The organism is uncultured Ruminococcus sp., assembly GCF_934476685.1.
GTDB lineage: Bacteria > Bacillota > Clostridia > Oscillospirales > Ruminococcaceae > Hominimerdicola.
Window position 1 is genome coordinate 219,021 of sequence record NZ_CAKSNX010000001.1, and the last position, 23,645, is coordinate 242,665.

The window sequence follows — 23,645 nt, forward strand, 5'->3', positions numbered from 1 at the left end:
ATAAATGATATGTGTTAAATCCAATAAAGAAATCGAGAAAATGCAGAAGGCGGGTAAAATCACCGCCGGAGCATTGATCGCTGCAGGCGAGGCTATCAGACCGGGTATGACTACCCACGAGCTTGATAAAGTCGTTTACAGATATATTACCTCTCATGGTGCAAAGCCAAGCTTCTTAGGCTACGGCGGTTTCCCCGGTTCGGCTTGCATCTCAATAAATGATGAGGTCATTCACGGGATCCCGGGACCGAGAAAAATCCAGGAGGGTGATATCGTGTCCGTTGACGTGGGAGCTTATATAGACGGCTATCACGGAGATTCCTGTAAGACCTTTGCGGTGGGTGAAGTTTCACCTGAGGCTAAGGCTCTTATGAAGTCCACTGAGGAAAGCCTTTATCTTGCGATAAGCATGGTAAAGCCGGGCGTAAGACTCGGAGATCTCGGTGCGGCTATCGCTAAATACAACGAAGATAACGGTTATTCCGTTGTCAGACAGTTTGTTGGTCACGGAGTCGGAAGAGATCTTCACGAAGATCCTGAAGTTCCGAATTTCGGCAAGGCAGGTCACGGCATAAGACTGACTGCGGGTATGGTCATCGCTATCGAGCCGATGATAAACCAGGGTACTGCCGAGGTAAAGACCATGAGCGATCATTGGACAGTAAAGACCAGAGATGGTAAGCTGTCAGCTCACTTTGAGCATACAATCGCTGTTACTCAGGACGGCTGCGTAATTCTTACAAAGGCGTAAAGGGTAAGCGTTGTGAATATATCCATTGGCACGCTGGTCAGAGCGACGGCAGGTCGTGATAAAAACTCCTACTTTGTTGCAGTCGGAGTACACGACGGCTTTGTGTATATCGCAGACGGCAGAAGCCGCAAGGCTGAAAACCCGAAGCGAAAAAATATAAAGCACATTTCACCTGTATGCCGCATTGCTGACACAGGCGGGCTGACAAACAAAATGATAAGACGGCTGATAAATGAGTACCTGACCCATACTGATTTGCAGCAGACCCAGAACCTTTAATGGGGAGGTTTTTTAATGTCAAAAGAAGATGTACTTGAGGTTGAAGGTACTGTTGTCGAGGCACTGCCTAACGCAACATTCCAGGTTCAACTGACAAACGGTCATAAAATTCTTGCTCATATTTCGGGTAAGCTTCGTATGAATTACATTCGTATCGTGCCCGGAGACAAGGTTACGGTCGAAATGTCACCTTATGATTTGACAAAGGGAAGAATCACCTGGAGAGCAAAGTAACTCAGTGTTACAAAGCTCCATAGAAGTTTAAGAACGCAAGTTCTTGTGTAATTTAAAGGAGGTATTTCAATGAAAGTAAGACCTTCAGTTAAGCCAATCTGCGAAAAGTGCAAGGTTATCAAGAGAAAAGGTAAGATCATGGTGATCTGCCAGAACCCTAAGCACAAGCAGCGTCAGGGCTAACAAACCAATAATGGAGGTGCAGCTAAATCATGGCTCGTATTGCTGGTATCGACCTGCCAAGAGATAAGCGAATCGAAATCGCTCTTACTTATATCTACGGCATCGGTCAGAAGACTGCTACAAAGATTCTCGCTGAAACAGGCGTAAATCCTGACGTTAGAGTTAAGGATATGTCAGAGGACGATGTAGCAAAATTGCGTGAATATATCGATCACAATTTGACTGTTGAGGGTGACCTCAGAAGAACAGTTGCTCTTAATATCAAGAGACTCACAGAAATCGGTTGTTATCGTGGTATCCGTCACAGAAGAGGACTTCCTGTTCGTGGACAGAGAACCAAGACAAATGCAAGAACTCGTAAGGGTCCTGTAAAGACAATCGCTAATAAGAAGAAGTAAGGAGGGTGTGAACAATGGCTCAGGCTAAGAAGAAGACTACTATTCGTCGTCGTCGTGAAAGAAAAAACATTGAACAGGGACAGGTTCATATCCAGTCTACATTCAACAACACCATCGTAACTATTACAGATATGCAGGGTAATGCAATTTCTTGGGCTTCCGCAGGCGGACTTGGCTTCAGAGGTTCTAAGAAGTCTACTCCATTCGCTGCACAGACTGCTGCTGAAACAGCTGCTAGAGCTGCTAAGGAGCACGGCCTTAAGACAGTTGAAGTATTTGTAAAGGGACCTGGCGCTGGACGTGAAGCAGCTATCAGAGCTCTTCAGTCAGAGGAACTTGAAGTTAGACTTATCAAGGACGTAACTCCTATTCCTCACAACGGATGCCGTCCTCCAAAGAGAAGACGTGTATAATCATAAGACAATTTGAGTTTGCAGCTTAACTCAAAGTCGGGTAAGCGATTCGGCTAAGACCCGATACTATATTAAAAAACGGAGGTCATTATAATGGCAGTAAACAGAGAACCAATACTCAAAAGATGTAAGTCACTGGGAATCAGCCCTATGGTTATGGGCGTAGCTAAGGAAACAAACCGCAACGCTAACGCTAATACAAGAAAAAAGGTTTCCGAGTACGGACTTCAGCTTAAGGAAAAGCAGAAGCTGAGATTCATCTACGGCGTTCTTGAGAAGCAGTTCCACCACTACTTCGAGATCGCTCAGAAGATGGAGGGTCAGGCAGGTGAAAACCTCATCACTATCCTCGAGTCCAGACTTGACAACGTCGTATACAGAATGGGTATGTCAATGACAAGACGTGAAGCTCGCCAGCTGGTAGTTCACGGCCATTTTGAAGTAAACGGCAAGAGAGTAGACATTCCTTCTTACAGAATCAAGGAAGGCGACGTTATCTCTCTTAAGGAAAACAGCAAGAAGAGTGCAAAGTTCAAGCAGATCATTGAAGCTACTGCAGGCAGAACAACTCCTGTATGGCTTGATGTAAACAAGGACAATCAGACAGCTAAGGTTGTTCGTATGCCGGTTAAGGAAGACCTTGATTACGATATCGAGGAGCACCTTATCGTCGAGCTGTATTCTAAATAATTTATTGACAGCAGTTCTCATAAGCTGTACTGCTTTTATGCGGTACAGCTGCGGGAAATACTTGATATGTTTTATCGGAATAAGACGTAAACGCAAGAAAACAATCGAGTTTGAAAACAGGAGGGTTTTAAATGCTTGAAAAGATAGAAAAGCCTAAGATCGAAACGCCTGAGCTTAAGAGCAACGGAACATACGGCAAGTTTATTCTGGAGCCTCTGGAGCGTGGCTATGGTATTACTCTCGGCAACAGCCTGAGACGTGTACTGCTCTCCTCTTTGCCGGGTGTTGCTGTCACATCAGTTAAGATTGACGGTGTACACCACGAACTATCAACAATCCCTGGAGTTAAGGAAGATGTTACAGAGATCATTCTTAACCTTAAGGGTTTAACTGCTAAGCTTTACGGTGAGGGTCCGAAGACAATTTATATTGAGGCTGAAGGCGAATGCGTTGTAACCGCAGGCGACATCAAGACAGACTCAGAAGTAGATATCCTCGTTCCCGATATGCATATTGCAACACTGGGCGCAGGCGCAAAGCTTTATATGGAAATCACTATCGACAGAGGCCGTGGATACGTTTCTGCCGAGAAGAATAAGCAATATATGCAGAATGCCCCGATCGGCGTAATTGCCGTAGACAGTATTTATTCGCCGGTACTCAAGGTAAACTACACAGTAGACAATACCCGTGTAGGACAGATTACCGACTTTGATAAGCTCACACTGGAGGTCTGGACAGACGGTACAATCTCCGCTAAGGAAGCTGTATCAATGGCAGCCAAACTCCTCAACGAGCATCTTAATCCCTTCGTTGATTTGTCTGAAGAAACAAACGTCGTAGAGATTATGGTCGAGAAGGATGACCAGGGTAAAGAAAAGATCCTTGAGATGACCATTGAGGAACTTGACTTATCGGTGCGTTCATTTAACTGTCTTAAGCGTGCAGGAATAAACACAGTCAACGATTTGATTGAAAAGTCTGCAGAAGAAATGATGAAGGTCAGAAACCTCGGTAAGAAGTCATTCGATGAGGTTAAGGAAAAGCTTCATTCACTGGGCTATGAGCTCAATTCTGAGGACGATAATTAAAGTAAGGAGTGAAAATCTATGCCAGGCACAAGAAAGCTGGGAAGAACCAGTGACCAGAGAAAGGCAATGCTCAGAGCTATGGTTACTTATCTTCTCGAAAACGGTAAGATTGAAACAACTGTAACAAGAGCTAAGGAAGTAGCTGCTATGACCGATAAGATGATTACTTTAGGTAAAGTCGGCGATCTTCATTCTAAGCGTCAGGTACTCGCTTATGTAACTAAGGAGTCCGTTGCTAAGAAGCTCTTTGATGAGATCGCACCTTCTTATGAGGGACGTAACGGCGGTTACACAAAGATCATCAAGATCGGACCACGTCGTGGCGATGCTGCTGAAATGGCTATCATTCAGTTGGTTTAATTATATAAAAAACACAGGGAGCGATTATAGCAATCGCTCCCTTTTGTCGTCTTCCCAGACGGGGTCGTTCGGGACGCTCGGTCCTCGCCGGACGGGGTAATTCGCTACGCTCGTAAACTCGCTGTTTGCTGTTGGGTCTTTTACCTTTATGCTCGGAAGAAACTGAGTGCGGACTTTTACTTAAAGTCCTCGGGCGGACGGCTCGGTTCGGGACGCTCGACAAGCTCGCTGTCTGCGGTGCGAACTTCTCATTTAGTGCTCGGAAGAAACCAAGTGCGTAACTTTTACTTAAAGTCCTCGGGCGGACGGCTCGGTTCAGGACACTCGACAAGCTTGCTGTCTGCGATACGAACTTCTCATTTAGTGCTCGGAAGAAACTGAGTGCGGACTTTTACTAAAACAGGGTTTGATGAGGTTATGTCTAGGCTTTTTTAGTTTGATATTTCGGTAGGGGCGACCTGTGGTCGCCTGTTTCTGTGACTACCGATTTTAAAGAGGTCTTATCTTGCCTTTTTGCAATTCTAACACATACATAATTTAACAAGTTATTATATTCTGCAACTTTTTGATACCTTTAAGTTTTATTCAAAAAAGTGAGTAAATACGGGGCTTTAAGCATATTTGGAAACGTGCCAAAAAGCGTGTCAAAAGTTCGGCAGATGAAAAAAGCATACAAAAAGGGGCGGTCAAAAACCGCCCCTTACGCATTATAAAATTATAATAATATTTGCTCGTACTCTGTTTCTTCAAATGCAGTGTACATATTCTCAGTCTGAGAGGATAACAGGTAATTGTGAAACGGTGACAAGCTTTAACAAAGTTGGCATAAGCGGGCGACCGCAGGTCGCCCCTACGAATACTTTGTAGACCTCATCAAACTGAAAAGAGCCAATACAAGACCTTTGCAAAGTGGTTTTTAGTAAAAGCTATATCTCCGTTTCTTCCGAGCGCCAATGAGAAAACCCGACAGCAGACAGCGAGTTTACAAGCGTAGCGAATTACCCCGTCCGGTGAGGACCGAGCGTCCCGAACTGAGCCGTCCGCCCGAGGACTTTAAGTAAAAGTTACGCACTTGGTTTCTTCCGAGCACTAAATGAGAAGTTCGCACCAAAGACAGCGAGCTTGTCGAGCGTCCCGAACGCCCCCGTCCGGTGAGGACTTAAGTAAAAGTCATATCTCCGTTTCTTCCGAGCGCCAATGAGAAAACCCGACAGCAGACAGCGAGTTCACGAGTGTCCCGAATCGAGCCGTCCGCCCGAGGACTAGGACACGAGCCAGTTGAGGATCTGGAATTCTTGTGCGTCACCGTCAATTACTTCAACCTTGACCTTGTGAGTTGCTGTTTCGTCTGATGAGTAGATCGGATCAGCCTTTGCGTAATCACCCCAACCGTTAGGGAAGTTTCCGTCAATGAGTACAGGATCCTGATCGTCTACCGTTACGGAGATAGTTCCCTGCTTGCCTGATGTGGTCTTCATGTAAAGCATACCAATGTTCTTTGCTGTGATCTCAAATTCAGCTGTGCCGCCTGTCGTTGTTCCCCAGCCGCCTTCAAACTTCTGGAATGTCGCAACATCTGTGAATGTTCCTTCGTCAACAGTCTTTACTGTGTCAGCTGTGTCCCTTGAACCAAGTGATGCGTTTTCAAATGGATTGCCAGCAGGTGCTTCTGTCGAAGGATCAAATGGTGTTGATACCTTTTCAACATTGTCAATGTCAGCAACAAGCTTGCTCATAAGATTTGTTATGCACTGAGCCATGATAATGTGTCCGTTGTCGTTAGGGTGAACGTTGTCAGGTGATACGTCCTTCCATGTGAAGTTTCCTGCCTCGATCTCAGGCATTACTGCATCGTGATATGAGATCATAGGAACGTTGTATGCCTGCGCTACCTTGAGGTGCGCTGCCTGTGGTGATGAACCGTCCTCGCAGCTTGGCTCAAGAATTATTACAGCAGGATTGTTCTCCTGTGAAAGACACATTCTTACAAGGCTGTCCATGCATGATGCGTAAAATTCATCATCAGCATCATTTATAAATTCAATAACGATAATGTCTGCGTCAACTGAAATGCAGTCACGCTGCGCTCTGTGTACACCGCAGTAGGAGTCAGTCGCACCGATACCTGCGTTCGTTACGTCAACGTAGTAGCTTATGTTCTCTTCCCACCAGCTCTTGACCTGATTTACATACTGGTTTGTAGATGAGTTTGCACCTGAACCGGCTGTGATAGAGTCGCCGAGGAAACAGATCTTTGTTGTTTCTTTCTTGTTGTTGAGTGCGTAGTCAAGCTTTTCTGCAAGTCTTGATGTGTCGCCCTCATTTATAAGCGCCCTGGCAAGCATATTTTCTGTTGCGCCCTGTGCAACATCGTAAGCTCCGTCATTTACAGGGTACTCAGCCAACAGCTTTGCTGAAATGCTGTCGCTTGCGTTTTCGTCAGCGGCAGATGAATCCTCTCCGTCAGCTGTGTCAGCAGCAGAAGAATTTGCAGCCGTTTCAGCCTTGCTTGAAGAAGATGAAGAATCAGAACTTCCGCAGCCGGCAAAAGCCATACAGCTCATGCAGACAGCAAGAGTCATTGCAAGTATTTTTTTCATGATTATTATCCTTTCTCTCTAATACGATTTCACAAAATATGCAATGTGCAATATCAAATCGGTTAATAACATATGTATTATACTACAATTTAACGAATTTTGCAAGAGCATAAATGAAATGTAAACGATTAGATTTATAAAAATATGAAAATAAATCCGCAAAAGATGTTACGATCTTTCACGGATATAAACGATTATAGCTGTAATGAGCAGCGAAAGCATTGCGCTGCCGAAAAGTATGCCGAACCAAAGGCAGTTTGAAAGGGTGAGTATCTCGCCCCATGTCTGATCGTTGTTTTCGTAACCGATATGTTCAGCAATGATCTTGTTGATGTGGTATGCCTGAAATAATCCGAGAAGAACCATAACAAAAGCGGCTGTCATACCCGTCTTTGCCCCCCACTTGTTGAAGCTTGGGGAAATAAGCAGAGCGGTGTTGATAACAGCAGCACAGGCGAAACATAATTTCAAATTATAAAATATCCCGCCGTAATAGGTTATAAAGAAAGTGGCAGTACAAAGGACAGCAGCCGCTGTGCAGTGTATAGTTGTTTTTCTTTCCATATTTCTCTTTTCCCTTTTCTTTTTTCTCTCAACTTTCAGAAAATGATCTCTTTAAATAGCACTTATATTAAATACTTATAATTTATATATTTTATGTACATAATTATACAATAAAAATGTTAATTAGTCAATATTAATCGAAACATTTCAGCGGTATAAATAAATACAGGCGGTTCAAAAGCCTGCTTGTCATATAAAGTGGAACAATAAAAAAATATGAACATAAAATTTGTGCATAGTGCAATGAACGGCAGCTTTATTTTTGTGGGTTTGTGCATAGAAAAAAATACGAAAATCTGTTATAATTATTGTGTGAAAATGTGCCTGCAGCGAAAATTTTCGTATATAGATAAAATTTCGTACAGCGCAGGTCTTTCAGCTCAGTTTTTAACTTAGGAGAAATGTTGAATGTTTATTTTATCTCATAAAAAATATCAGAAATGCAGGAGAGCAGTCTGCTGCGCAGCAGTGTGCCTTGCCTGTATAATGTCATCAGGCTGCTACCTGCTGCCCGATGAGGAAGAGGTGCTTGCTCCGCCGACCGTAAAAGCAAGCTCAGTCAGCTATACCACTGTTACGGCAAAGAAAAAGGATCTTGAAAAGAAGATCGTTGCCACCGGTACAGTTACGGCTGAAAGGCAGTACAGCCTGTCATACGAAAAGCTGAGCGGAACGATATCAAAGTTTTATGTCCGTGCAGGTGACAGCGTAAAAAAAGGCGACGTTATATGCGACCTTGATACATACGAACTTGATTATCAGATAGAGCAGACGGAGCTTAATCTGAAAAAAGCTCAGCTCAATGTTGATATGATATATGAAAGCGGCGGAACGCAGGCGCAGATAGATTCAGCCTATGTTGACGTTCAGCTTATAGAAAAGGATCTCGAAAAGCTTAATGCCCAGAAAGAGGATTCAAGCCTTAAAGCGCCTATCGACGGCATTGTATCCTCTATTTCCAGTATCCGTGCGGGGGATAACGTAAGCCCCGGACAGGAGATAGCTATGGTAATAGATACATCTGCCCTCTATATAGCTATAAAGCCTGATGATCTGACCAAGTTCGATGTTGGTACAAAGGTGCAGATACGCATAAATGAGAACTATTATGACGGCGAAGTGTTTATGAACCCGACCGCCCTTGCGGAGTATCAGTCGCAGCAGCAGGAGGATCATAACGCAGTCGATGATACAGGCATAAGCTATGAGGCAGATACAGTGTATGTACGCTTTACGGACGATCCGCCGACAGAGTCTGTGGGACAGCTTGCCGACGCTGTGCTTGTGCTTGACTCTGTAAAGGACGCTATCGTTATTTCAAACAACCTAATAAAAAATGTTGACGGCGAAAAGGTGGTTTATGTGCTGAAAAACGGAGAAAAGACAGCCGTTACAGTTGAAGTCGGACTTGAAACAGGCTCTCAGACCGAGATAGTTTCGGGCATAAACGAGGGCGACGAGCTTATTCTCAAATAAGGCAAAAAAGGCGATACCGAAAGGAAAAAGCGTAAATGTTTACATTGTTACTAAGAAAAATGCGGAATACCAAATGGATGGTGTTCTGCCTTCTGATCGGCTTTATTATGGCTTCCGCTATGATGAGTACGATACCGATATATATGAATGCCTCGCTCCAGAGAATGCTCGTTAAGGATATGGAGTCTTTTCAGGAGGAGTATCAGATCTACCCAGGCGCATACAATACATCTTCAAGCGTGAAAAGCGGTCTGAGTGCGGACAGCCAGAAAAAGTTTATTGAAGAGTATATGGGCAAGGTGGATAAGAAATTTGCAGAAACGGATATGCCCGAAAAAGGCAGCAAGAAGATAATCCTTGACGATTATCTTTACTGTAAATCCTTTTCCATAGCAGACGGCGAATCCCCCGCAAGACTTACTATTGGCGGTATGTCCGATATCGCAGAACATTCTGCTGTGACAAGCGGAAGAATGTTTGAGTCAGGTCAGCGAAGCGACGGAGTTTTTGAGTGCGTCGCTACTGAAAAGTCCTTGAAAACAAATGGTCTTGCCACAAATACTGTGTATGAGATAGCAAATGTTTTTGATAACAGCATCTCGATAAAAATAGAGATCGTTGGAATACTTGACGTAAAGGACGAAACTGATCCCTACTGGGCAGAGGGTATAGATGAAGAGTATACAGCAACTGTCTTTACGGATTTTGATACTATGCTCAACGAAATGGTGCCGACCGGTGCGGTAAATATCACTAAAACAAGGTACAACTATTTTATTGACTACACAAATCTGAATATGAGCGGGCTTGATAATATCGACAGCCTTATCACAAATCAGAAGGCATATTACAGCGACGAGAAGATCGGCTTTTCTATGCCTGCAAAGGATATCCTTACAGAGTATGCACAGCGTTCTTCACAGCTTACTCTGCTGCTGTGGCTGCTTCAGATACCGTGCATACTGATGATAATTTTCTATCTCTTTATGGTATCTCAGCTTAACGTTGAGCAGGAGAAGAACGAGATAGCCGTTTTCAAGAGCAGAGGTGCGAGCAGCCGACAGATACTTGGCATATACGCTCTAGAATCCCTTGTGCTGGGAGTTCTAACGGCTGTGATAGGACCGTTCGCAGGTCTTGGACTTTGCAGGATACTTGGAGCGTCCAACGGATTTCTTGAATTCGTCAACCGAAAGGCTCTCCCTGTACATCTGACTGTTCAGGCATTTATTTATTCTGCGGCGGCAGTGCTTGTGTTCTTTGTGACGACCCTTGTGCCGATAGTTCCTGCCACAAAGACAACTATCGTTGAGCATAAGCAGTCGAAAGCCAAAAAGAGAAAACACGCTTTGTGGGAAAAGGTCTGCCTTGATTTTATCCTTGCAGGCGGCTCTGTTGCATGGCTTTACTACTATAACAAAACGCAGAAAATGCTTGTTGCACAGGGCTTGACAGACACCACCGCAACGGTCAACCCTATGATGTTTGTTGCGTCAACAGCATTTATCCTCGGTCTGGGACTTTTCCTCATAAGGATACACCCTTACATCATCAGGCTCATAAGCTGCATTGGAAAGCGTTTCTGGTCGCCTGCACAGTATGTGTCGCTGACCAATATAGGACGTTCCTCCACAGGCAGGGAGAGATTTCTTATGCTTTTCCTTGTGCTGACTGTATCAATGGGTGTGTTCTTTGCCAACACGGCGAGGGCGCTTAACAGGAGCGCAGAGGAAACTGTATCCTACTCGGTAGGCTGTGACGCAGTTATAACGGAGGAATGGTATTCAAGCAAAACGGAAGAGGCACAGAAAACCACCTCATCATCAATGCAGAACGTTTCTGCGGCGCAGGAAACAGCGGCGGAAGACGAAAGCAGTGATGATAGTGATACAAAGACAGTTGTCACATACATCGAACCGGTTTTCGAACGTTTTGAAAAGCTGGACGGAGTGAAAGCGGCGGCAAAGGTACTCAGACATGACGGAGTTACCATAAAGAGCAACAAGCTGAATGTTGTCAAGAAATCCTCAAAGCAGAGTGATGACAACGCTGACCGCAGGCGTGACGATTATCTCGATCAGGACACAAGTTCGGGCAAGACTGCCGACACGAACGTACAGCTTATGGCTGTACAGCCTGGAGATTTTTCAAAGGTCTGCTGGTTTGAGGACAGGCTGCTGCCGGTTCACATAAACGAATATCTCAACGCACTTGCGGAATACGCACCTGGAGTTATCCTTTCGTCAAGTTTCAAGGATTACGGTTTAGAGCTTGGCGACACCATAGAATGTGAGTGGGGAGCGAACGATGCTTTTGAGGCGACAGTTCTGGCATTTGTTGACTACTGGCCCGGACTCAGTCCATATGCTGAGGCTAAGGACGGCACATACATGGATTTTGCGGTAATGAATCTTGACTATGTGAACGTACAGACGAACATGGAGCCATATCAGGTATGGATAGATCTTGAAGATGATGCGTCCATAAAGGATTTCTACGAAAGCATAGACAATTCCGACATAGAAACGACGGGTGTTACCTGTGCAAAGCAGGAGATAACCGAGAAGAAGAACGATCCTATGCTGCAGGGAATGAACGGTGCATTGACTTTAGGATTTATCACGATAATGATAATGTGCATAATCGGATTTCTTATATACTGGATAATGTCAATAAAGAGCAGGACATTGCAGTTCGGAATACTCAGGGCAATGGGTATGAAATACCGTGAGATAATAGCGATGATAGTATACGAGCAGATACTTGTATCGGGAGTTGCGATATTTGCGGCGATATTCATAGGCGGAATAACGAGTGATCTTTTTGTACCGCTGTTCCAGAGCATATTTGATGCCAGCACGCAAGTACCTGAATTTGCAGTTATCCCTGACAGGGGAGATTACCTAAAGTTATACGCAGTAATAGGAGCAATGCTTTTAACGGCATTTGCAGTACTGGGAAGGCTGATAGGCAAGATAAAGATCTCCCAAGCCCTCAAACTCGGCGAAGACTAATGTCCTCGGGCGGACGGCTCGGTTCGGGACGCTCGGTAAACTCGCTGTCTACTGTCGGGTTTCTCATTTAGCGCTCGGAAGAAACTGAGTGCGGGCTTTTACTTAAACCTACTTTGATGAGGTATAATGCAGATTTTTCTCAAAGTATGCGTAGGGGCGACCTGTGGTCGCCAGTGTCTTCCCAGACGGGGTAATTCGGGACACTCGCAAGCTTGATGTCTGTTGTACGGACTTCTCATTTAGCACTCGGAAGAGTCCTCACCGGACAGGGTAATACGCTACGCTCGGTAAACTCGCTGTCAGTGATATGGACTTCTCATTTTGTACTCGGAAGAAACGGAGTGCGGGCTTTTACTTAAACCTACTTTGATGAGGTCTAAAGCAGGTTTTTCTCAAAGTATGCGTAGGGGCGACCTGTGGTCGCCTCTTTTCTTATGCACAAATCTCCCCGTAAGGGCTTGCCCCTTGCACTGTCCACGGTCGGTTTTCCACAGACAACGCATAAACCATAATCATAATAGTGATAAAAAACAAGGACGGTATTTTACTTACCGTCCTTGTTTCTATGTAATGTTATTATATTTTCTGCCTATCTTCCGTCAACTGTTTTTTACTTTTATCAGCCTAGCCATTCCGAATATGCCCGTTACTATCATAAGCAGCATTGCCGCCGCAAGGCATACCCAGTTTGTGTACTGCGACTGGACAAATTCCGTGTATGATGCAGAGCCTTTTAGAGCGCTTGCTGCGGAATCAAGGTTCAATGCTGAGAACAACAGCACAAGTGCAAATCTTAAATTCATCAGACAAATTATTACCTGTGCAAGGAAAAATGCGCTCTGCCCGAGAACGGCTGTGTTGTCCTCTTTTATATAGCACCTTACCCCTAGTGTAAGGGATACTGCTCCTGCGGCAAGGAAAAGTATATATCCTGCAAATATTATTATGCCTGCCAATATGCTTTCTTTTTTCAGAAGCATATTCATAAGTCCTCCCAGCAGCACGGAAAACAGCATTGATGTGCCAAGGGTAACGATCGTGCTTATGCGGTATTTCTTTTCGCATGGCAGAAATGCAGGCTTTTTGATTTTTTTCGGCATTTTATTTACTTCCTTCCAATAGCTTTGCACGTCTTGCAAAGCTATATTTTTAGTCCTCGTCCTCAGTCTTTTCAGGCTTTGTGTATGTTATCTTCAGTCTGTCTATCTTCTGTTCGTCAAGCATTTTTACTTCTATCTCAAACGGCGGATTGTTTATATGCTCGCCCTGCTCAGGTATCCTGTCAAGGTAATCCATTATCCAGCCGCCCATTGAGTGACGTTCAGTTTCTATCTCATTCTCAGGCAGATCCATTCTGTCGAGGAAATCGTGTACTGAAAGCTCCGCTGAAATATCGCAGGAGTTATCCGAAAGCTTAATGAATGAAGTATCTTCCTCATCACTTTCATCATATATCTCGCCCACAAGTTCTTCAATAATATCCTCTAAGGTGCATATTCCTGCCGTTCCGCCGTACTGGTCGATGATGACAGCCATATGTACCTTTTCTTTCTGCATGACTTTAAGGGTTTCCGATATTTTCTTGTTTTCTGTTATGTAAATAGGCTCGCTCATTATCTTGCTTATATCATCTGCACTGTCCGAAACGTACATTTCAAAGAAATCAGCCTGATGTATAACGCCGACTATGTGGTCTATATCCTTCTCATAAACAGGCAGACGGGAATATTTTGTCTGAATGAACAGATCCTTTATCTCCTCTATGCTGTCTGATATCTCTACCGCCGCAATGCTGACTCTCGGAACAAGTATCTTGCTTATGGTTATCTCGTCGAAATCCAGTGCCGAACGTACAAGGTCAGATTCCTGCTCTTCAAGAACGCCCTCGTCTTTGATCTCGTCGATGATGTATTTCAGCTCTTCCTCAGTAACAGACGGTGCGTCATTCTTTGTGCCGATCGCCTTGCTGACAAGTTTTTTCAGTCCTGTAAAGATCGCAATTACAGGCGTTATGATGAACATAAATATGGAAAGTGGAACAGCCATAAATGTGGCAAAGCTTTCCGAGCTTTCCTTTGCAAGGCTTTTCGGAAGAATTTCTCCGAAAACAAGCACAAGCACAGTCATAATGACAGTAGCAACACCAACGCTGCTTGGACCGAATTTTTGTGTGAAGTAAACCGTCATAAGTGATGACGAGCTTATGTTTACGATGTTGTTTCCGATAAGAATTGCCGTTAGCGCCTTGTCAAAATTATCGCAAATGTAAAGTGCCTTTGCTGCGCTCTTGCTTCCCCCGTCCGCCATTTTTTTCAGCCTTATCCTGTTGCAGGAAGAAAAAGCCGTTTCCGTAGCGGAGCATATTGCAGATAAAACGATGAGTATGGCGATTATGACCAGATCCATAAAAAATAAAATCCCTTTCTAATTTAGTTTTTTTGATTTGTTTTTGTGTTGTGCCGCTGATAAATAAAGCTCACCCGTGCGGCATTGTCCGTCTGTAAGCTATTATTAATATATAATACCATAATAATGAACTAAATGCAAGAATTATTTATCTTTTTTTGGGGAATAAGGGGAAATGCGAAGAATGGCAAGCAAAATTAAAGTTCAAAAATTAATAATTTGGCTGTTTTTGAACTAAATGATTAACACTCGCTAACACCGTAAACAGAACGGATATCGCTAAGCAAAAGTTTAACTTTGTCGAAATTTGTCTAGTTAATATTAAGTATAAGATAACGGTTTATTTGTATAGCTTTTAAGCAAATTAGTTAATAAATTCAGAAAATAAGGTGCTAAATGCACAAATTTTCGTAAAACTCCACGGCCGCTGTCATAATTTCGTTGACAGAATGGGAAATGTTTGGTATAATTATATTGTATAGTTAAAAAATATGCCTATTTTGTACCCAAATGCAGTAGGTTCAAATATCAAAATTTCAAGAAAATATTATCAATATTACTTTGATATTCAAAGTTAATTTTTAATAAGGAGCGGCTTTATGAAGATTAAAATTGCTATTTTAGACAGTGATAAAAACTATTTATCGAGAATGGTTTCTGCTTTTTCGGCAAGATACTCGGAAAAGACTGAGATCTATTCATTTACCGAGCTTGATGCCGCAGTAAGATGTATCAAAGAAAACAAAATAGATATTTTCCTTGCAGCACCGGACTTTGATGTGGACGTAAGCAAGATACCTCCAAGATGTGCATTTGCATACTTTGTGGAGAACTCCGAGATAGAAACTATCAAGGATCAGAGAGCCATATCAAAATTCCAGAAGGCTGATCTTATATACAAGCAGATACTCGGATTCTATGCTGAAAACTCCAGTGTTGTTTCAGGTATGAAGATGAAGCAGGAGGGCGTTGCAAACATATATGTGTTTATGCCGGTGAGCGGCGGAGCAGGAAGTTCTACTGCGGCTGCGGCTTTTGCTAAAAATCAGACTATGAAAGGCAAAAAGGCTATCTACATAAACTTTGAAGACTTCGGCTGCGCAGACGTATTTTTCAGCGGCGAGGGACAGAGCAATCTCAGCGACATAATCTATGTTATGAAAAGCAAGAAGTCGAACCTTGCACTCAAACTCGAAAGTGCTGTAAAGCAGGATCCAAGCGGAGTATATTTTTTCAGCAACCCTGTTATTGCTCTTGATATGATGGAGATGACAGAGGACGATAAAATGCTGATGATAAAAGAGCTTTCTCTTACAGGCAGCTATGACACCATAGTTATTGATATGGGATTCAGTCTTGAAAAGGACAAGCTTAAACTTCTCGGACTGGCAGATTCTATCGTGCTTGTCAGCGACGGTTCGCATATTTCAAGAATGAAATTCGCAAGAGCATATGTGGCTATTAAAGCTGTGGAGGAACAGAACGAGATATGGCTCCAGAGCAAGTCTTATGTACTCTACAACAAGTTCAGCAACAAGACCTCACAGGTGCTTGATACAGTTGAACTTAAAAATCTCGGCGGTATACCAAGGTTTGAAAATGCTGACTATAAGCAGATAATAGATCAGATCGCAGGTATGAATGTATTTAATAATTTACAGTGATCGGGAGAGAATGCTGAAATGACATTTGAACGTGAACAGGAAATAGTTGCACAGCTTAAACAGTATATAACGGAAAATCTCCCTCTCAGCCAGCTTTCAGATGAAGAGCTGGAGGAAAAGGTAGAGAAACTAACCGAGCAGAAACTTGAAAACGAGTATTGTCCTATCAGACAGCGTGTTTCTATCGTTGAACAGGTTTACAGCTCGATAAGAGGTTTCGGACTTCTTGATGCGATAATAAATGACGATACTATCACAGAGGTCATGATAAATGGCCCTGATAATATCTTCATAGAGCAGAGCGGTAAGCTCTTTAAGCTCAACAAGCGTTTTGAAAGCCAGCGCAGACTGGAAGATATCATTCAGCGTATCGTTGGTCTTGCAGGACGTGAAGTCAATCAGGCTAACCCGATATGCGATACAAGACTTCCTGACGGCTCCCGTGTAAACGTGGTACTGCCGCCTATCGCTTTGTGCGGCCCGACCCTTACCATAAGAAAGTTTTCAAAAACACCTATGACTATCGAGCGTCTTATTCAGTATGGTTCTATTACGCAGGACATAGCCGATAAGCTCCAGATGTTAGTTAAGGCAAAGTACAATATCTTTATATGCGGAGGTACTGGTTCAGGTAAAACTACATTCCTGAACGCACTTTCCAACTATATCCCGAAGGACGAGCGTGTTATCACTATTGAGGACTCTGCTGAGCTGCAGATCGTCGGCGTAGATAACTTGGTAAGTCTTGAAACAAGAAATGCCAATGCGGCAGGTGTTGGTGCAATAACTATCAGAGATCTTATCAAATCATCTCTCCGTATGCGTCCTGAACGAATAGTTGTCGGAGAGGTCCGTGGAGGCGAGGCTCTGGATATGCTTCAGGCGATGAACACAGGTCATGACGGCTCTCTTTCAACAGGTCACGCAAACTCCACTCACGATATGCTCAGCCGTCTTGAAACAATGGTACTTCAGGGTGCGGACGGACTGCCTCTTGAAGCTATAAGACAGCAGATCGCATCGGCGATAGATATTATAATCCACCTTTCAAGACTGAGAGATCATTCCAGAAAGACAATGGAGATAACAGAAGTGCTGGGTTATGAAAACGGCGAGATACAGCTTAATCCGCTGTACGTCTTTGAAGAGGACGAAAAAAGTACGCTTGAAAAGGTGTCCGGTTCGCTGAAACGTACGGACAATCCTATGAAAAATGTGTTTAAGCTCCAGCTTTCGGGCATAAAAACAGTAATTTAACGGGGTGAGATCTTTTGTCAAAGGAAGAAACTAAAGATACAAAGAAGAAAAATAGCAAGAAAGAAAAAAAGGTCAAGGAACCGCAGTATTACGTTTCTGCGACCAATATGAAGACGCTGAACTATAAGGTCTATTATATGAAACCGCTTGAAAAGGCATTGTATTTCATTATTGCCTTTGCGATAGGTGCTGCGGTAGGATATCTTTTCTACGGCGGAATAGGCAAGGACGAGTTCGACCAGCCGACAACGCTGACTCATGTGATCGATATTACAGTATCGTGTGCAGTCGGACTGTTTGCAGGAAAAAGATTTATTCCTATAAGAACATCGCAGATAATAAATTCAAGAAAGAAAAAGCTAAATTCTCAGTTCAGAGATATGCTTGAAGCGCTGAATACATCACTGGGCGCAGGAAAGAACGTTCCTGACTCTTTCCGCAGCGTTTACAGCGACCTGAGTATGCAGTATGATGAATCAGCTTTTATACTCAAAGAGCTTGAAGTTATCGTAAACGGAATGGCTAACAATATAGATATCGAAGATATGCTGGAAGATCTGGGCAAGCGCAGCGGAAACGGCGATATCGAAAGCTTTGCGAACGTATTCAAGATAAGCTACCGTAAAGGCGGAAATATCAAGGATACTATAAGAAGTACATATGAGATCCTGAGCGACAAAATGGAGATCAGAGAAGAGATCGAAACTGTTGTAACGGGTAATAAAAACGAGCAGAATATCATGATAATCATGCCGATAGTGCTTATCGGCGTAATAAAGTATATGAGCCCTGACTTTGCAGCGAATTTTACAACTGTAACAGGTATCATCGCTACGACCATCGGTGTAATACTGTTCGTTGCGGCTTACTATATCGGAAAGATCGTTCTCGATATAAAGGTTTAAGCTCCTTATTTTGACATTGCGGGGGATTTGAATGCTGACAACATTAGACATAGTTTTATTTTCGGTAGGCGGATTTTTTCTGCTGGTGTGGCTCTTCTTTTATATCAAGGGATATAAAAAGGCAAGCTTTTTTGAACCGCTGACAGAAAAGGAATATCCGCTCAAAGAGATATACTTTGTCGGTCTGGAGATAATGGATACGATAAAGTATAAATATAAATCTGCTGCCGACAGAAGGCTGCGCAGAGAGGTAGAGGTCATTTACGACCGAAAATATGCGGATTACTATCTCAGAGTGATCTATGCGCAGAAAGTGACAGTATCATTTACTGTGTTCGTGCTTGCATTTGCAATATACGGTTTGGCGGATTCCATAGCGGGCTTTGTGGTCATGCTGGTGTTTGCAGGTCTTGCATACTACTATTTCGGTACGCTCACATCTGAAAGAATTAAAAAGCGTTCGGAAGAGATGCTCAATGACTTTTCCGAGGTAATATCAAAGCTGGCACTCCTCACCAATGCAGGTATGATATTCAGAGAGGCTTGGGAAGAAGTAGCGGGAACAGGCGATCGAGTTATTTACAAGGAAATGCAGAAGTCCATAGAAGAGATGAATAACGGCGTTTCAGAAGTAGACGCAGTTTTCAATTTCGGTTCACGCTGCATAATACCTGAGATAAAGAAATTTTCATCGACCATTATACAAGGTCTTATCAAGGGCAACAGCGAGCTTACCTCTATGCTCCAGCAGCAGAGTGCAGAAGTCTGGAATCTGAAAAAGCAGAGAGTAAAAAGAGAGGGCGAAAAAGCCGCCAGCAAACTTATGATACCTATAATGATGATGTTCGTAGGTATCCTGATAATGATTCTGATCCCGATTTTCACAAATCTGGGTGCATAGAATAAATAGGGGAGAAAGGAGGAGAAAGAATTATGAATAAGCTTCAGATGCTTTCTATCAAGGCATATGTAAAGGCTATGAACTTTGCTGCCAGAGAAGAAGGTGAGGTAAATATCGTAGCGACAGTTCTGCTTATCGGCGTAGCTGTACTTCTTGCGATCATTTTCAAGGGACAGGTAAAGAACCTTCTCAATATGCTGTTTGAACAGATCAACAACAGCGCAACAAACGCAATTACTAACTAACACAGACAGTGAGTAAGCAGAATATATGCTTTATGCGTATATTCTGACTTACTTATTTGTGTTACTGACGAAAAAATATTTATGGGGTGAAGCGATAGTGAACAAGGAGAAGATAAAAAGAAATGAATCAGGAATGGTCATAGTTGAGGCAACGATAGTCTTTCCTGTAATGTTTCTTGCGATTTTTTTTATGATATTTATGGGGAACGCTTATCTTCAGAAAGCCCGTATCGAATCGCTTGTCAACAGAATGGCTGTTGAAGGAGCGGCAAGGTGCGTTGACCCTATGCTCACAACTATTGAGGAGAAGGGCGAAGTGCCTAAGTTCGGTGACTATCATTCAAAGCCTTACAGATATTTGATCGGAAATATGGATAATGTAGTAACGGATATCGAAAGCGATACTGAAAAGGAACTTAAAAAGCTGTCATCGGGTCTGTTTTCAGGAATGAAACCTATATTTACAGATACAGATCTTAATGTAAATTATAACAGCAATTTTATCTATTCGACGTTTTCGATAGACTTAGATTATAAAATACAGATGCCTGTACGTCTTTTGGGCGAAAGGAGCAATTATATGATCCACTTTTCGGCATATAATGAGCTTCCTGTAACAGATTCACCTGATTTTATTCAGAATACTGATTTTGTGGAGGATCTGTTGGAAAGAGCAGGCTTTATGGACAGTATAAATGATGTTCTAAACAAGGTTACGGAATGGACAAAGAAATATAAAGATGCAGGAACAGATTAATGGGGTAATATTATGAAGTTGAAACAATTAAAAAAGCGCATAAAGAGAATAAAAAAGCGTGATCTGAAAAAAGGTGCGGTGTCTGTATTTCTTGTTCTGATATTAGTGCCTTGCTTGCTCGTGACAAGCCTGTTTGTGGACCTTTCAAGAGTAAAGCTGAGCAAAAGCCAGGCAAGCTCTTCGGCAGATCTTGCACTTAATTCACTTATGACAAATTATGATGCAGATCTGAATGAATGGTATGGACTTGTTTCATCATGCCAGAACATAGACGAGTTTTATGAGATATCTGCGGATTATTTTCTGAGAATGCTCTCATCACAAGACCTTTCCAAAGACGAAGTTATGCTGCTGTCAGATTACTATGCTGCGGCAACTCAGAATGGTGCGATATACGATTCTCTTCAGGAGTTTTTCGGTTATGATGATGAGCCTACGAAAAAAGCGGCAGACCTTATAGCTGTTGATGTTCAGACAGATAGTGGGAATATAGTATCAGCTGTTGAAGGCGCAAATATGGCAAATGCTACGATGATAAAAAATCAGCTTATCGAATTTTTGAAATATCGTGCGCCAATAGATCTTGCAGAAGAATTGATCGACAGAATAAAAAATCAGGACGATACCATAAGTGCTGTTTCAGACGCAGGAGAGCAAAAACCGCTCGTTGACAGCAAGCAGGATTTTTATGAAACTGAGGGTAAATTTACTTCAGCAGCATTCCGCAGCTATTGGGCAATAAGAGATTATTCCGATATGGGAATAACAAAGGATAAAATAAAATCAGATTATATTGATAAGTACAAGGAATATGAGAAAGCATACAAAGAGATGCATAAAAACACATATAAGTATCTTCTTAATACAGATGGACTTTCAACATATTCCATAGAGTACCGTGATCTCAGTTCCTTTGAAAATACATACAGCAGGGATAACAGTGAGGTGTATTCATATTCAGAAAATGGAGAATATTTCATTAACGATTCAGATATGAGAACTTACATAGACGATCTTGGAGATGCATGCAAGGATCTTAGTGATTATTTTAACGGTATAAACGAAAATGGTAACATCTCTAATCTGGCAGGAATGGACTGTGGCTTTGACGCAGGACAGAATAATCCTGTTCAGTGGTGGGTAAAAGCCAATAAGGAAAAAGACAGCAGTCTGGGTGACCTTAGTGATAAAGCCAATGATTTTATGAAAGCCTATGCAAAAGCAAAGCTTCTTAGTAATGAAAGTGACGATAAAAAGCTTTCAAGAACTGCAGAAGCACAGACTTTCTGGGATAAAAAGGACAATGACACTAATGATGGCGGATACAGATACTCACTGTATAATAATGATAAAACATATCAGGAGCTTATTGATTTTGCAGATGACCTTTATAAAAAGTATCTGAACAGTTCGACCATAGATACAAGCACAAATTATTATAAGTTTGTATCTAAGCTTTCGCAGATATCAAATGATAATAAGGATCAAATAGATGTATCAAAATATAAGGTAACTGTTGACGGACAGAAAAAAAGCTATGAAGATGCTCTGAAATATATATCAGAGCAGTTGGATAGCAAGATAGATGAACTTGATAAAGCAATAAAATACTTGGACATAGTTATTGACGGTAAGGGAAAAGTTAAAAAGCTTGATGAGCTTAAAGATCTTGCCGGTCAGTACAATACTGATCTTAATGGCTGGAACGATGAGGCATTCAGCCGGGATACAGACCCCGTAGGTGACGGTCAAGAGCCTAGTATGTGGCAGCAAGACCAGACCGAGATAAATGATCGTACACAAGATGAGTGTATAGATAAGATAACAGGAGAAAATGTTGAGGCATTAAAAACCAGACTTACAAATATCCGTACATTGCTCAAGAATGTCAAGGGCATGCTCAATGATATGGAGTACTGCGGCAAAAAAGTCAAAGATATAACAAGCTTTGATAAATTTAAAGACAAGCTGAAAGGCCAGGTAAGTGTTAGTGATATCCCAATGAAAAATTCAGAGCTTGACAGCAATGCGGATTCGTCATTTTCATTTACAACTGACAATGATGCAAACACTAATGCTGAGAGTCAGATAAATAATGACGCATATGATCCAACGCTTGATCCTGAAACAGGAAACAACAATATACCTGAACTTTACAGGTATATGCATGAGGCATATAAGGATAAGGAGGACAAGAAAGGCGCCGTAGATGAGGCGGAGGATGATCAGGATAAGGCAAAGGATGCACAGAAAGAAAAAGAAGAAGCGGCTAAAACAGGTGATCTTAACGGAACACTAGGCGATCATGATATAAAGAATAGTCTTGGCGACGGAAAGATAGCCACCAACGACTCTGTATTCGGTCTTGATGATGTCCTTAAAGGTGTTTGCGATACAGTTGGAAAATTTTTCACTGGTGATGCACTGGATAATCTCGGAGATATGCGTGATACGCTCTATACCACAACATATATCCGTGAGATGTTCAGCTACTCAACCTACGAAAAAGAGGGCTGTTATAATCTTGTAAAGAAAGATGGTAAAGCGGAGGAGTTAAACCTAAAAAATGCAGAGAACACATATAAAAATTATATGGGTTCTGAAAATCCTGCAAATCCAACTGATAATCAGGGCAAGTGGCTGAGTACACTTCTTACAGATGATTATAATAAATCAATGACCAATAAGCTGATAAACAAAACCAATAATTTTGCTTATACAGGTGAAATTGAGTACATTCTGTATGGTCAGAAGAATCAGGATAACATGAACAAGGCGATAGGTCAGATATATACTATTCGATATGGCTTAAATCTTGTTTCAGGTTTCCAGCATTTTTGGAGTGGAGATAATGCAACAGCAGCTTGTATAGATCTTGTAGCAGTTACAATTGCCTCTTTAACGGGAGGAATAATCCCAACACCGGTTACTAAAGTTATATTGATACCATTGTTAACTGTTTTTGAAACTTTTATAGATATGCAGCGCTTAAAAAAAGGATTTCCTGTTGAGCTTTATAAAAAGGAAGTAAGTATGTGGTGGTTTTCTTTGAGCGGAGATATAAGATCGGTAGGATCGTTTTTAAGTTCGCTATCGAATATTAAGCTTGACGAACACCCTAATCCAGATAAAGGCCTTTTTTATAGTGACTATCTGACATTCTTCCTTATCTCAGGACTAAGTTCTTCAAAAACCAGTCAGGTAATGTATGAGCGAATGGCTGAGGTCATACAAATGAATATGCGATACCTCATAGGTCATGGAGATGTCAGCAAGAGTTCATATAAGCTTGAAAATTCCGTTGTGTATTTTAAGCTTGAAGCAGAGGTAAGAGTAAGACCGCTTATGGTGGCTCTGCCGACATTCGTAAACTTTAACAGTGATTTTAAGGATCAGAAGGATTGGTGTACATACAAGATATCCACAACAAGAGGATACTCCTGATCTGTTTAATTAA

General features: G+C 42.3%; 22 protein-coding genes. 18 read left to right on the top strand and 4 right to left on the bottom strand.

Going from position 1 to position 23,645, the window contains the following annotated elements; all coding sequences use genetic code 11:
* The first annotated feature begins 4 nt into the window (after window positions 1-4).
* From map to rplQ, 9 genes are all read left to right on the top strand, one after another.
* Window positions 5-751: a type I methionyl aminopeptidase gene (gene map, locus Q0E19_RS01035; protein WP_294406309.1), complete on the top strand. Its 747-nt coding sequence runs from the start codon at window positions 5-7 to the stop codon at window positions 749-751.
* Window positions 752-763: 12 nt separating this feature from the next.
* Window positions 764-1,030: a KOW domain-containing RNA-binding protein gene (locus Q0E19_RS01040; protein ID WP_294406311.1), complete on the top strand. Its 267-nt coding sequence runs from the start codon at window positions 764-766 to the stop codon at window positions 1,028-1,030.
* A gap of 15 nt (window positions 1,031-1,045) precedes the next feature.
* Window positions 1,046-1,264: a translation initiation factor IF-1 gene (gene infA / locus Q0E19_RS01045; protein WP_294406313.1), complete on the top strand. Its 219-nt coding sequence runs from the start codon at window positions 1,046-1,048 to the stop codon at window positions 1,262-1,264.
* Window positions 1,265-1,333: 69 nt separating this feature from the next.
* A complete protein-coding gene (rpmJ, locus tag Q0E19_RS01050) occupies window positions 1,334-1,447 on the top strand; it encodes a 50S ribosomal protein L36 (RefSeq protein ID WP_028505010.1) in 114 nt (37 codons plus the stop codon).
* Window positions 1,448-1,476: 29 nt separating this feature from the next.
* The gene (gene rpsM / locus Q0E19_RS01055; protein ID WP_294406323.1) at window positions 1,477-1,845 is read left to right on the top strand and encodes a 30S ribosomal protein S13; all 369 of its coding nucleotides are present in this window, start codon (window positions 1,477-1,479) and stop codon (window positions 1,843-1,845) included.
* A gap of 14 nt (window positions 1,846-1,859) precedes the next feature.
* The gene (gene rpsK, locus Q0E19_RS01060; RefSeq protein WP_294406326.1) at window positions 1,860-2,258 is read left to right on the top strand and encodes a 30S ribosomal protein S11; all 399 of its coding nucleotides are present in this window, start codon (window positions 1,860-1,862) and stop codon (window positions 2,256-2,258) included.
* A 93-nt stretch (window positions 2,259-2,351) separates the two neighbouring features.
* Window positions 2,352-2,948, top strand: a complete 597-nt coding sequence (gene rpsD, locus Q0E19_RS01065) for a 30S ribosomal protein S4 (RefSeq protein ID WP_294406328.1) — start codon at window positions 2,352-2,354, stop codon at window positions 2,946-2,948.
* 131 nt (window positions 2,949-3,079) lie between these two features.
* Window positions 3,080-4,039 (top strand): DNA-directed RNA polymerase subunit alpha, encoded by a 960-nt coding sequence (locus tag Q0E19_RS01070; protein WP_294406331.1) that lies wholly within the window; start codon window positions 3,080-3,082, stop codon window positions 4,037-4,039.
* A gap of 18 nt (window positions 4,040-4,057) precedes the next feature.
* Entirely contained in the window at window positions 4,058-4,399 is a 342-nt protein-coding gene (rplQ, locus tag Q0E19_RS01075) for a 50S ribosomal protein L17 (protein WP_294406332.1), read from the top strand.
* Between the two features lie 1,262 nt (window positions 4,400-5,661).
* Here rplQ and Q0E19_RS01080 read toward each other — a convergent pair.
* The gene (locus tag Q0E19_RS01080; RefSeq protein ID WP_294406334.1) at window positions 5,662-6,999 is read right to left on the bottom strand and encodes an SGNH/GDSL hydrolase family protein; all 1,338 of its coding nucleotides are present in this window, start codon (window positions 6,997-6,999) and stop codon (window positions 5,662-5,664) included.
* A 168-nt stretch (window positions 7,000-7,167) separates the two neighbouring features.
* On the bottom strand, window positions 7,168-7,563 hold the full coding sequence (locus tag Q0E19_RS01085) for a hypothetical protein (protein ID WP_294406336.1): 396 nt from the start codon (window positions 7,561-7,563) through the stop codon (window positions 7,168-7,170).
* Between the two features lie 408 nt (window positions 7,564-7,971).
* Here Q0E19_RS01085 and Q0E19_RS01090 point away from each other — a divergent pair, with 408 nt between their 5' ends.
* Together Q0E19_RS01090 and Q0E19_RS01095 are read left to right on the top strand one after the other, a co-directional pair.
* Entirely contained in the window at window positions 7,972-9,039 is a 1,068-nt protein-coding gene (locus Q0E19_RS01090) for an efflux RND transporter periplasmic adaptor subunit (RefSeq protein ID WP_294406338.1), read from the top strand.
* Between the two features lie 35 nt (window positions 9,040-9,074).
* Window positions 9,075-12,053 carry an FtsX family ABC transporter permease gene (locus tag Q0E19_RS01095; protein WP_294406340.1) on the top strand — a complete coding sequence of 993 codons (2,979 nt, stop codon included), beginning with the start codon at window positions 9,075-9,077 and terminating at the stop codon, window positions 12,051-12,053.
* Window positions 12,054-12,652: 599 nt separating this feature from the next.
* On the opposite strand, the gene Q0E19_RS01100 is transcribed toward Q0E19_RS01095, so the two are convergent.
* Both Q0E19_RS01100 and Q0E19_RS01105 read right to left on the bottom strand, forming a co-directional pair.
* Window positions 12,653-13,153, bottom strand: a complete 501-nt coding sequence (locus tag Q0E19_RS01100) for a hypothetical protein (protein WP_294406343.1) — start codon at window positions 13,151-13,153, stop codon at window positions 12,653-12,655.
* A gap of 49 nt (window positions 13,154-13,202) precedes the next feature.
* The gene (locus Q0E19_RS01105; protein ID WP_294406345.1) at window positions 13,203-14,459 is read right to left on the bottom strand and encodes a hemolysin family protein; all 1,257 of its coding nucleotides are present in this window, start codon (window positions 14,457-14,459) and stop codon (window positions 13,203-13,205) included.
* A gap of 599 nt (window positions 14,460-15,058) precedes the next feature.
* Here Q0E19_RS01105 and Q0E19_RS01110 point away from each other — a divergent pair.
* The 7 genes from Q0E19_RS01110 to Q0E19_RS01140 all read left to right on the top strand — a co-directional run bounded on the left by Q0E19_RS01110 (window position 15,059) and on the right by Q0E19_RS01140 (window position 23,632).
* Window positions 15,059-16,123, top strand: coding sequence for a chromosome partitioning protein ParA (locus Q0E19_RS01110; RefSeq protein WP_294406347.1), 1,065 nt, complete (start codon window positions 15,059-15,061; stop codon window positions 16,121-16,123).
* A gap of 18 nt (window positions 16,124-16,141) precedes the next feature.
* Complete coding sequence (locus Q0E19_RS01115) at window positions 16,142-17,380, top strand: CpaF family protein (RefSeq protein WP_294406349.1); 1,239 nt, start codon at window positions 16,142-16,144, stop codon at window positions 17,378-17,380.
* Between the two features lie 14 nt (window positions 17,381-17,394).
* Complete coding sequence (locus Q0E19_RS01120) at window positions 17,395-18,285, top strand: hypothetical protein (protein ID WP_294406351.1); 891 nt, start codon at window positions 17,395-17,397, stop codon at window positions 18,283-18,285.
* 31 nt (window positions 18,286-18,316) lie between these two features.
* Window positions 18,317-19,186, top strand: coding sequence for a type II secretion system F family protein (locus Q0E19_RS01125; protein ID WP_294406353.1), 870 nt, complete (start codon window positions 18,317-18,319; stop codon window positions 19,184-19,186).
* 32 nt (window positions 19,187-19,218) lie between these two features.
* Complete coding sequence (locus Q0E19_RS01130) at window positions 19,219-19,431, top strand: Flp1 family type IVb pilin (protein WP_294406356.1); 213 nt, start codon at window positions 19,219-19,221, stop codon at window positions 19,429-19,431.
* Between the two features lie 97 nt (window positions 19,432-19,528).
* Window positions 19,529-20,188: a TadE family protein gene (locus Q0E19_RS01135; protein ID WP_294406358.1), complete on the top strand. Its 660-nt coding sequence runs from the start codon at window positions 19,529-19,531 to the stop codon at window positions 20,186-20,188.
* Between the two features lie 12 nt (window positions 20,189-20,200).
* Window positions 20,201-23,632 (top strand): DUF5702 domain-containing protein, encoded by a 3,432-nt coding sequence (locus Q0E19_RS01140; RefSeq protein WP_294406360.1) that lies wholly within the window; start codon window positions 20,201-20,203, stop codon window positions 23,630-23,632.
* The last annotated feature ends 13 nt before the right edge of the window (window positions 23,633-23,645 follow it).

Excerpts from the sequence above, each read along its gene's own strand:
- Q0E19_RS01105 (WP_294406345.1), bottom strand. The coding sequence starts at position 14,459 with ATGGATCTGGTCATAATCGCCATACTCATCGTTTTATCTGCAATATGC.
- Q0E19_RS01115 (WP_294406349.1), top strand. The coding sequence starts at position 16,142 with ATGACATTTGAACGTGAACAGGAAATAGTTGCACAGCTTAAACAGTAT.
- rplQ (WP_294406332.1), top strand. The coding sequence starts at position 4,058 with ATGCCAGGCACAAGAAAGCTGGGAAGAACCAGTGACCAGAGAAAGGCA.
- map (WP_294406309.1), top strand. The coding sequence starts at position 5 with ATGATATGTGTTAAATCCAATAAAGAAATCGAGAAAATGCAGAAGGCG.
- infA (WP_294406313.1), top strand. The coding sequence starts at position 1,046 with ATGTCAAAAGAAGATGTACTTGAGGTTGAAGGTACTGTTGTCGAGGCA.
- Q0E19_RS01130 (WP_294406356.1), top strand. The coding sequence starts at position 19,219 with ATGAATAAGCTTCAGATGCTTTCTATCAAGGCATATGTAAAGGCTATG.
- Q0E19_RS01125 (WP_294406353.1), top strand. The coding sequence starts at position 18,317 with ATGCTGACAACATTAGACATAGTTTTATTTTCGGTAGGCGGATTTTTT.
- rpsK (WP_294406326.1), top strand. The coding sequence starts at position 1,860 with ATGGCTCAGGCTAAGAAGAAGACTACTATTCGTCGTCGTCGTGAAAGA.
- Q0E19_RS01095 (WP_294406340.1), top strand. The coding sequence starts at position 9,075 with ATGTTTACATTGTTACTAAGAAAAATGCGGAATACCAAATGGATGGTG.
- Q0E19_RS01100 (WP_294406343.1), bottom strand. The coding sequence starts at position 13,153 with ATGCCGAAAAAAATCAAAAAGCCTGCATTTCTGCCATGCGAAAAGAAA.
- Q0E19_RS01140 (WP_294406360.1), top strand. The coding sequence starts at position 20,201 with ATGAAGTTGAAACAATTAAAAAAGCGCATAAAGAGAATAAAAAAGCGT.
- Q0E19_RS01080 (WP_294406334.1), bottom strand. The coding sequence starts at position 6,999 with ATGAAAAAAATACTTGCAATGACTCTTGCTGTCTGCATGAGCTGTATG.
- Q0E19_RS01090 (WP_294406338.1), top strand. The coding sequence starts at position 7,972 with ATGTTTATTTTATCTCATAAAAAATATCAGAAATGCAGGAGAGCAGTC.
- rpmJ (WP_028505010.1), top strand. The coding sequence starts at position 1,334 with ATGAAAGTAAGACCTTCAGTTAAGCCAATCTGCGAAAAGTGCAAGGTT.
- Q0E19_RS01070 (WP_294406331.1), top strand. The coding sequence starts at position 3,080 with ATGCTTGAAAAGATAGAAAAGCCTAAGATCGAAACGCCTGAGCTTAAG.
- rpsD (WP_294406328.1), top strand. The coding sequence starts at position 2,352 with ATGGCAGTAAACAGAGAACCAATACTCAAAAGATGTAAGTCACTGGGA.
- Q0E19_RS01085 (WP_294406336.1), bottom strand. The coding sequence starts at position 7,563 with ATGGAAAGAAAAACAACTATACACTGCACAGCGGCTGCTGTCCTTTGT.
- Q0E19_RS01110 (WP_294406347.1), top strand. The coding sequence starts at position 15,059 with ATGAAGATTAAAATTGCTATTTTAGACAGTGATAAAAACTATTTATCG.
- rpsM (WP_294406323.1), top strand. The coding sequence starts at position 1,477 with ATGGCTCGTATTGCTGGTATCGACCTGCCAAGAGATAAGCGAATCGAA.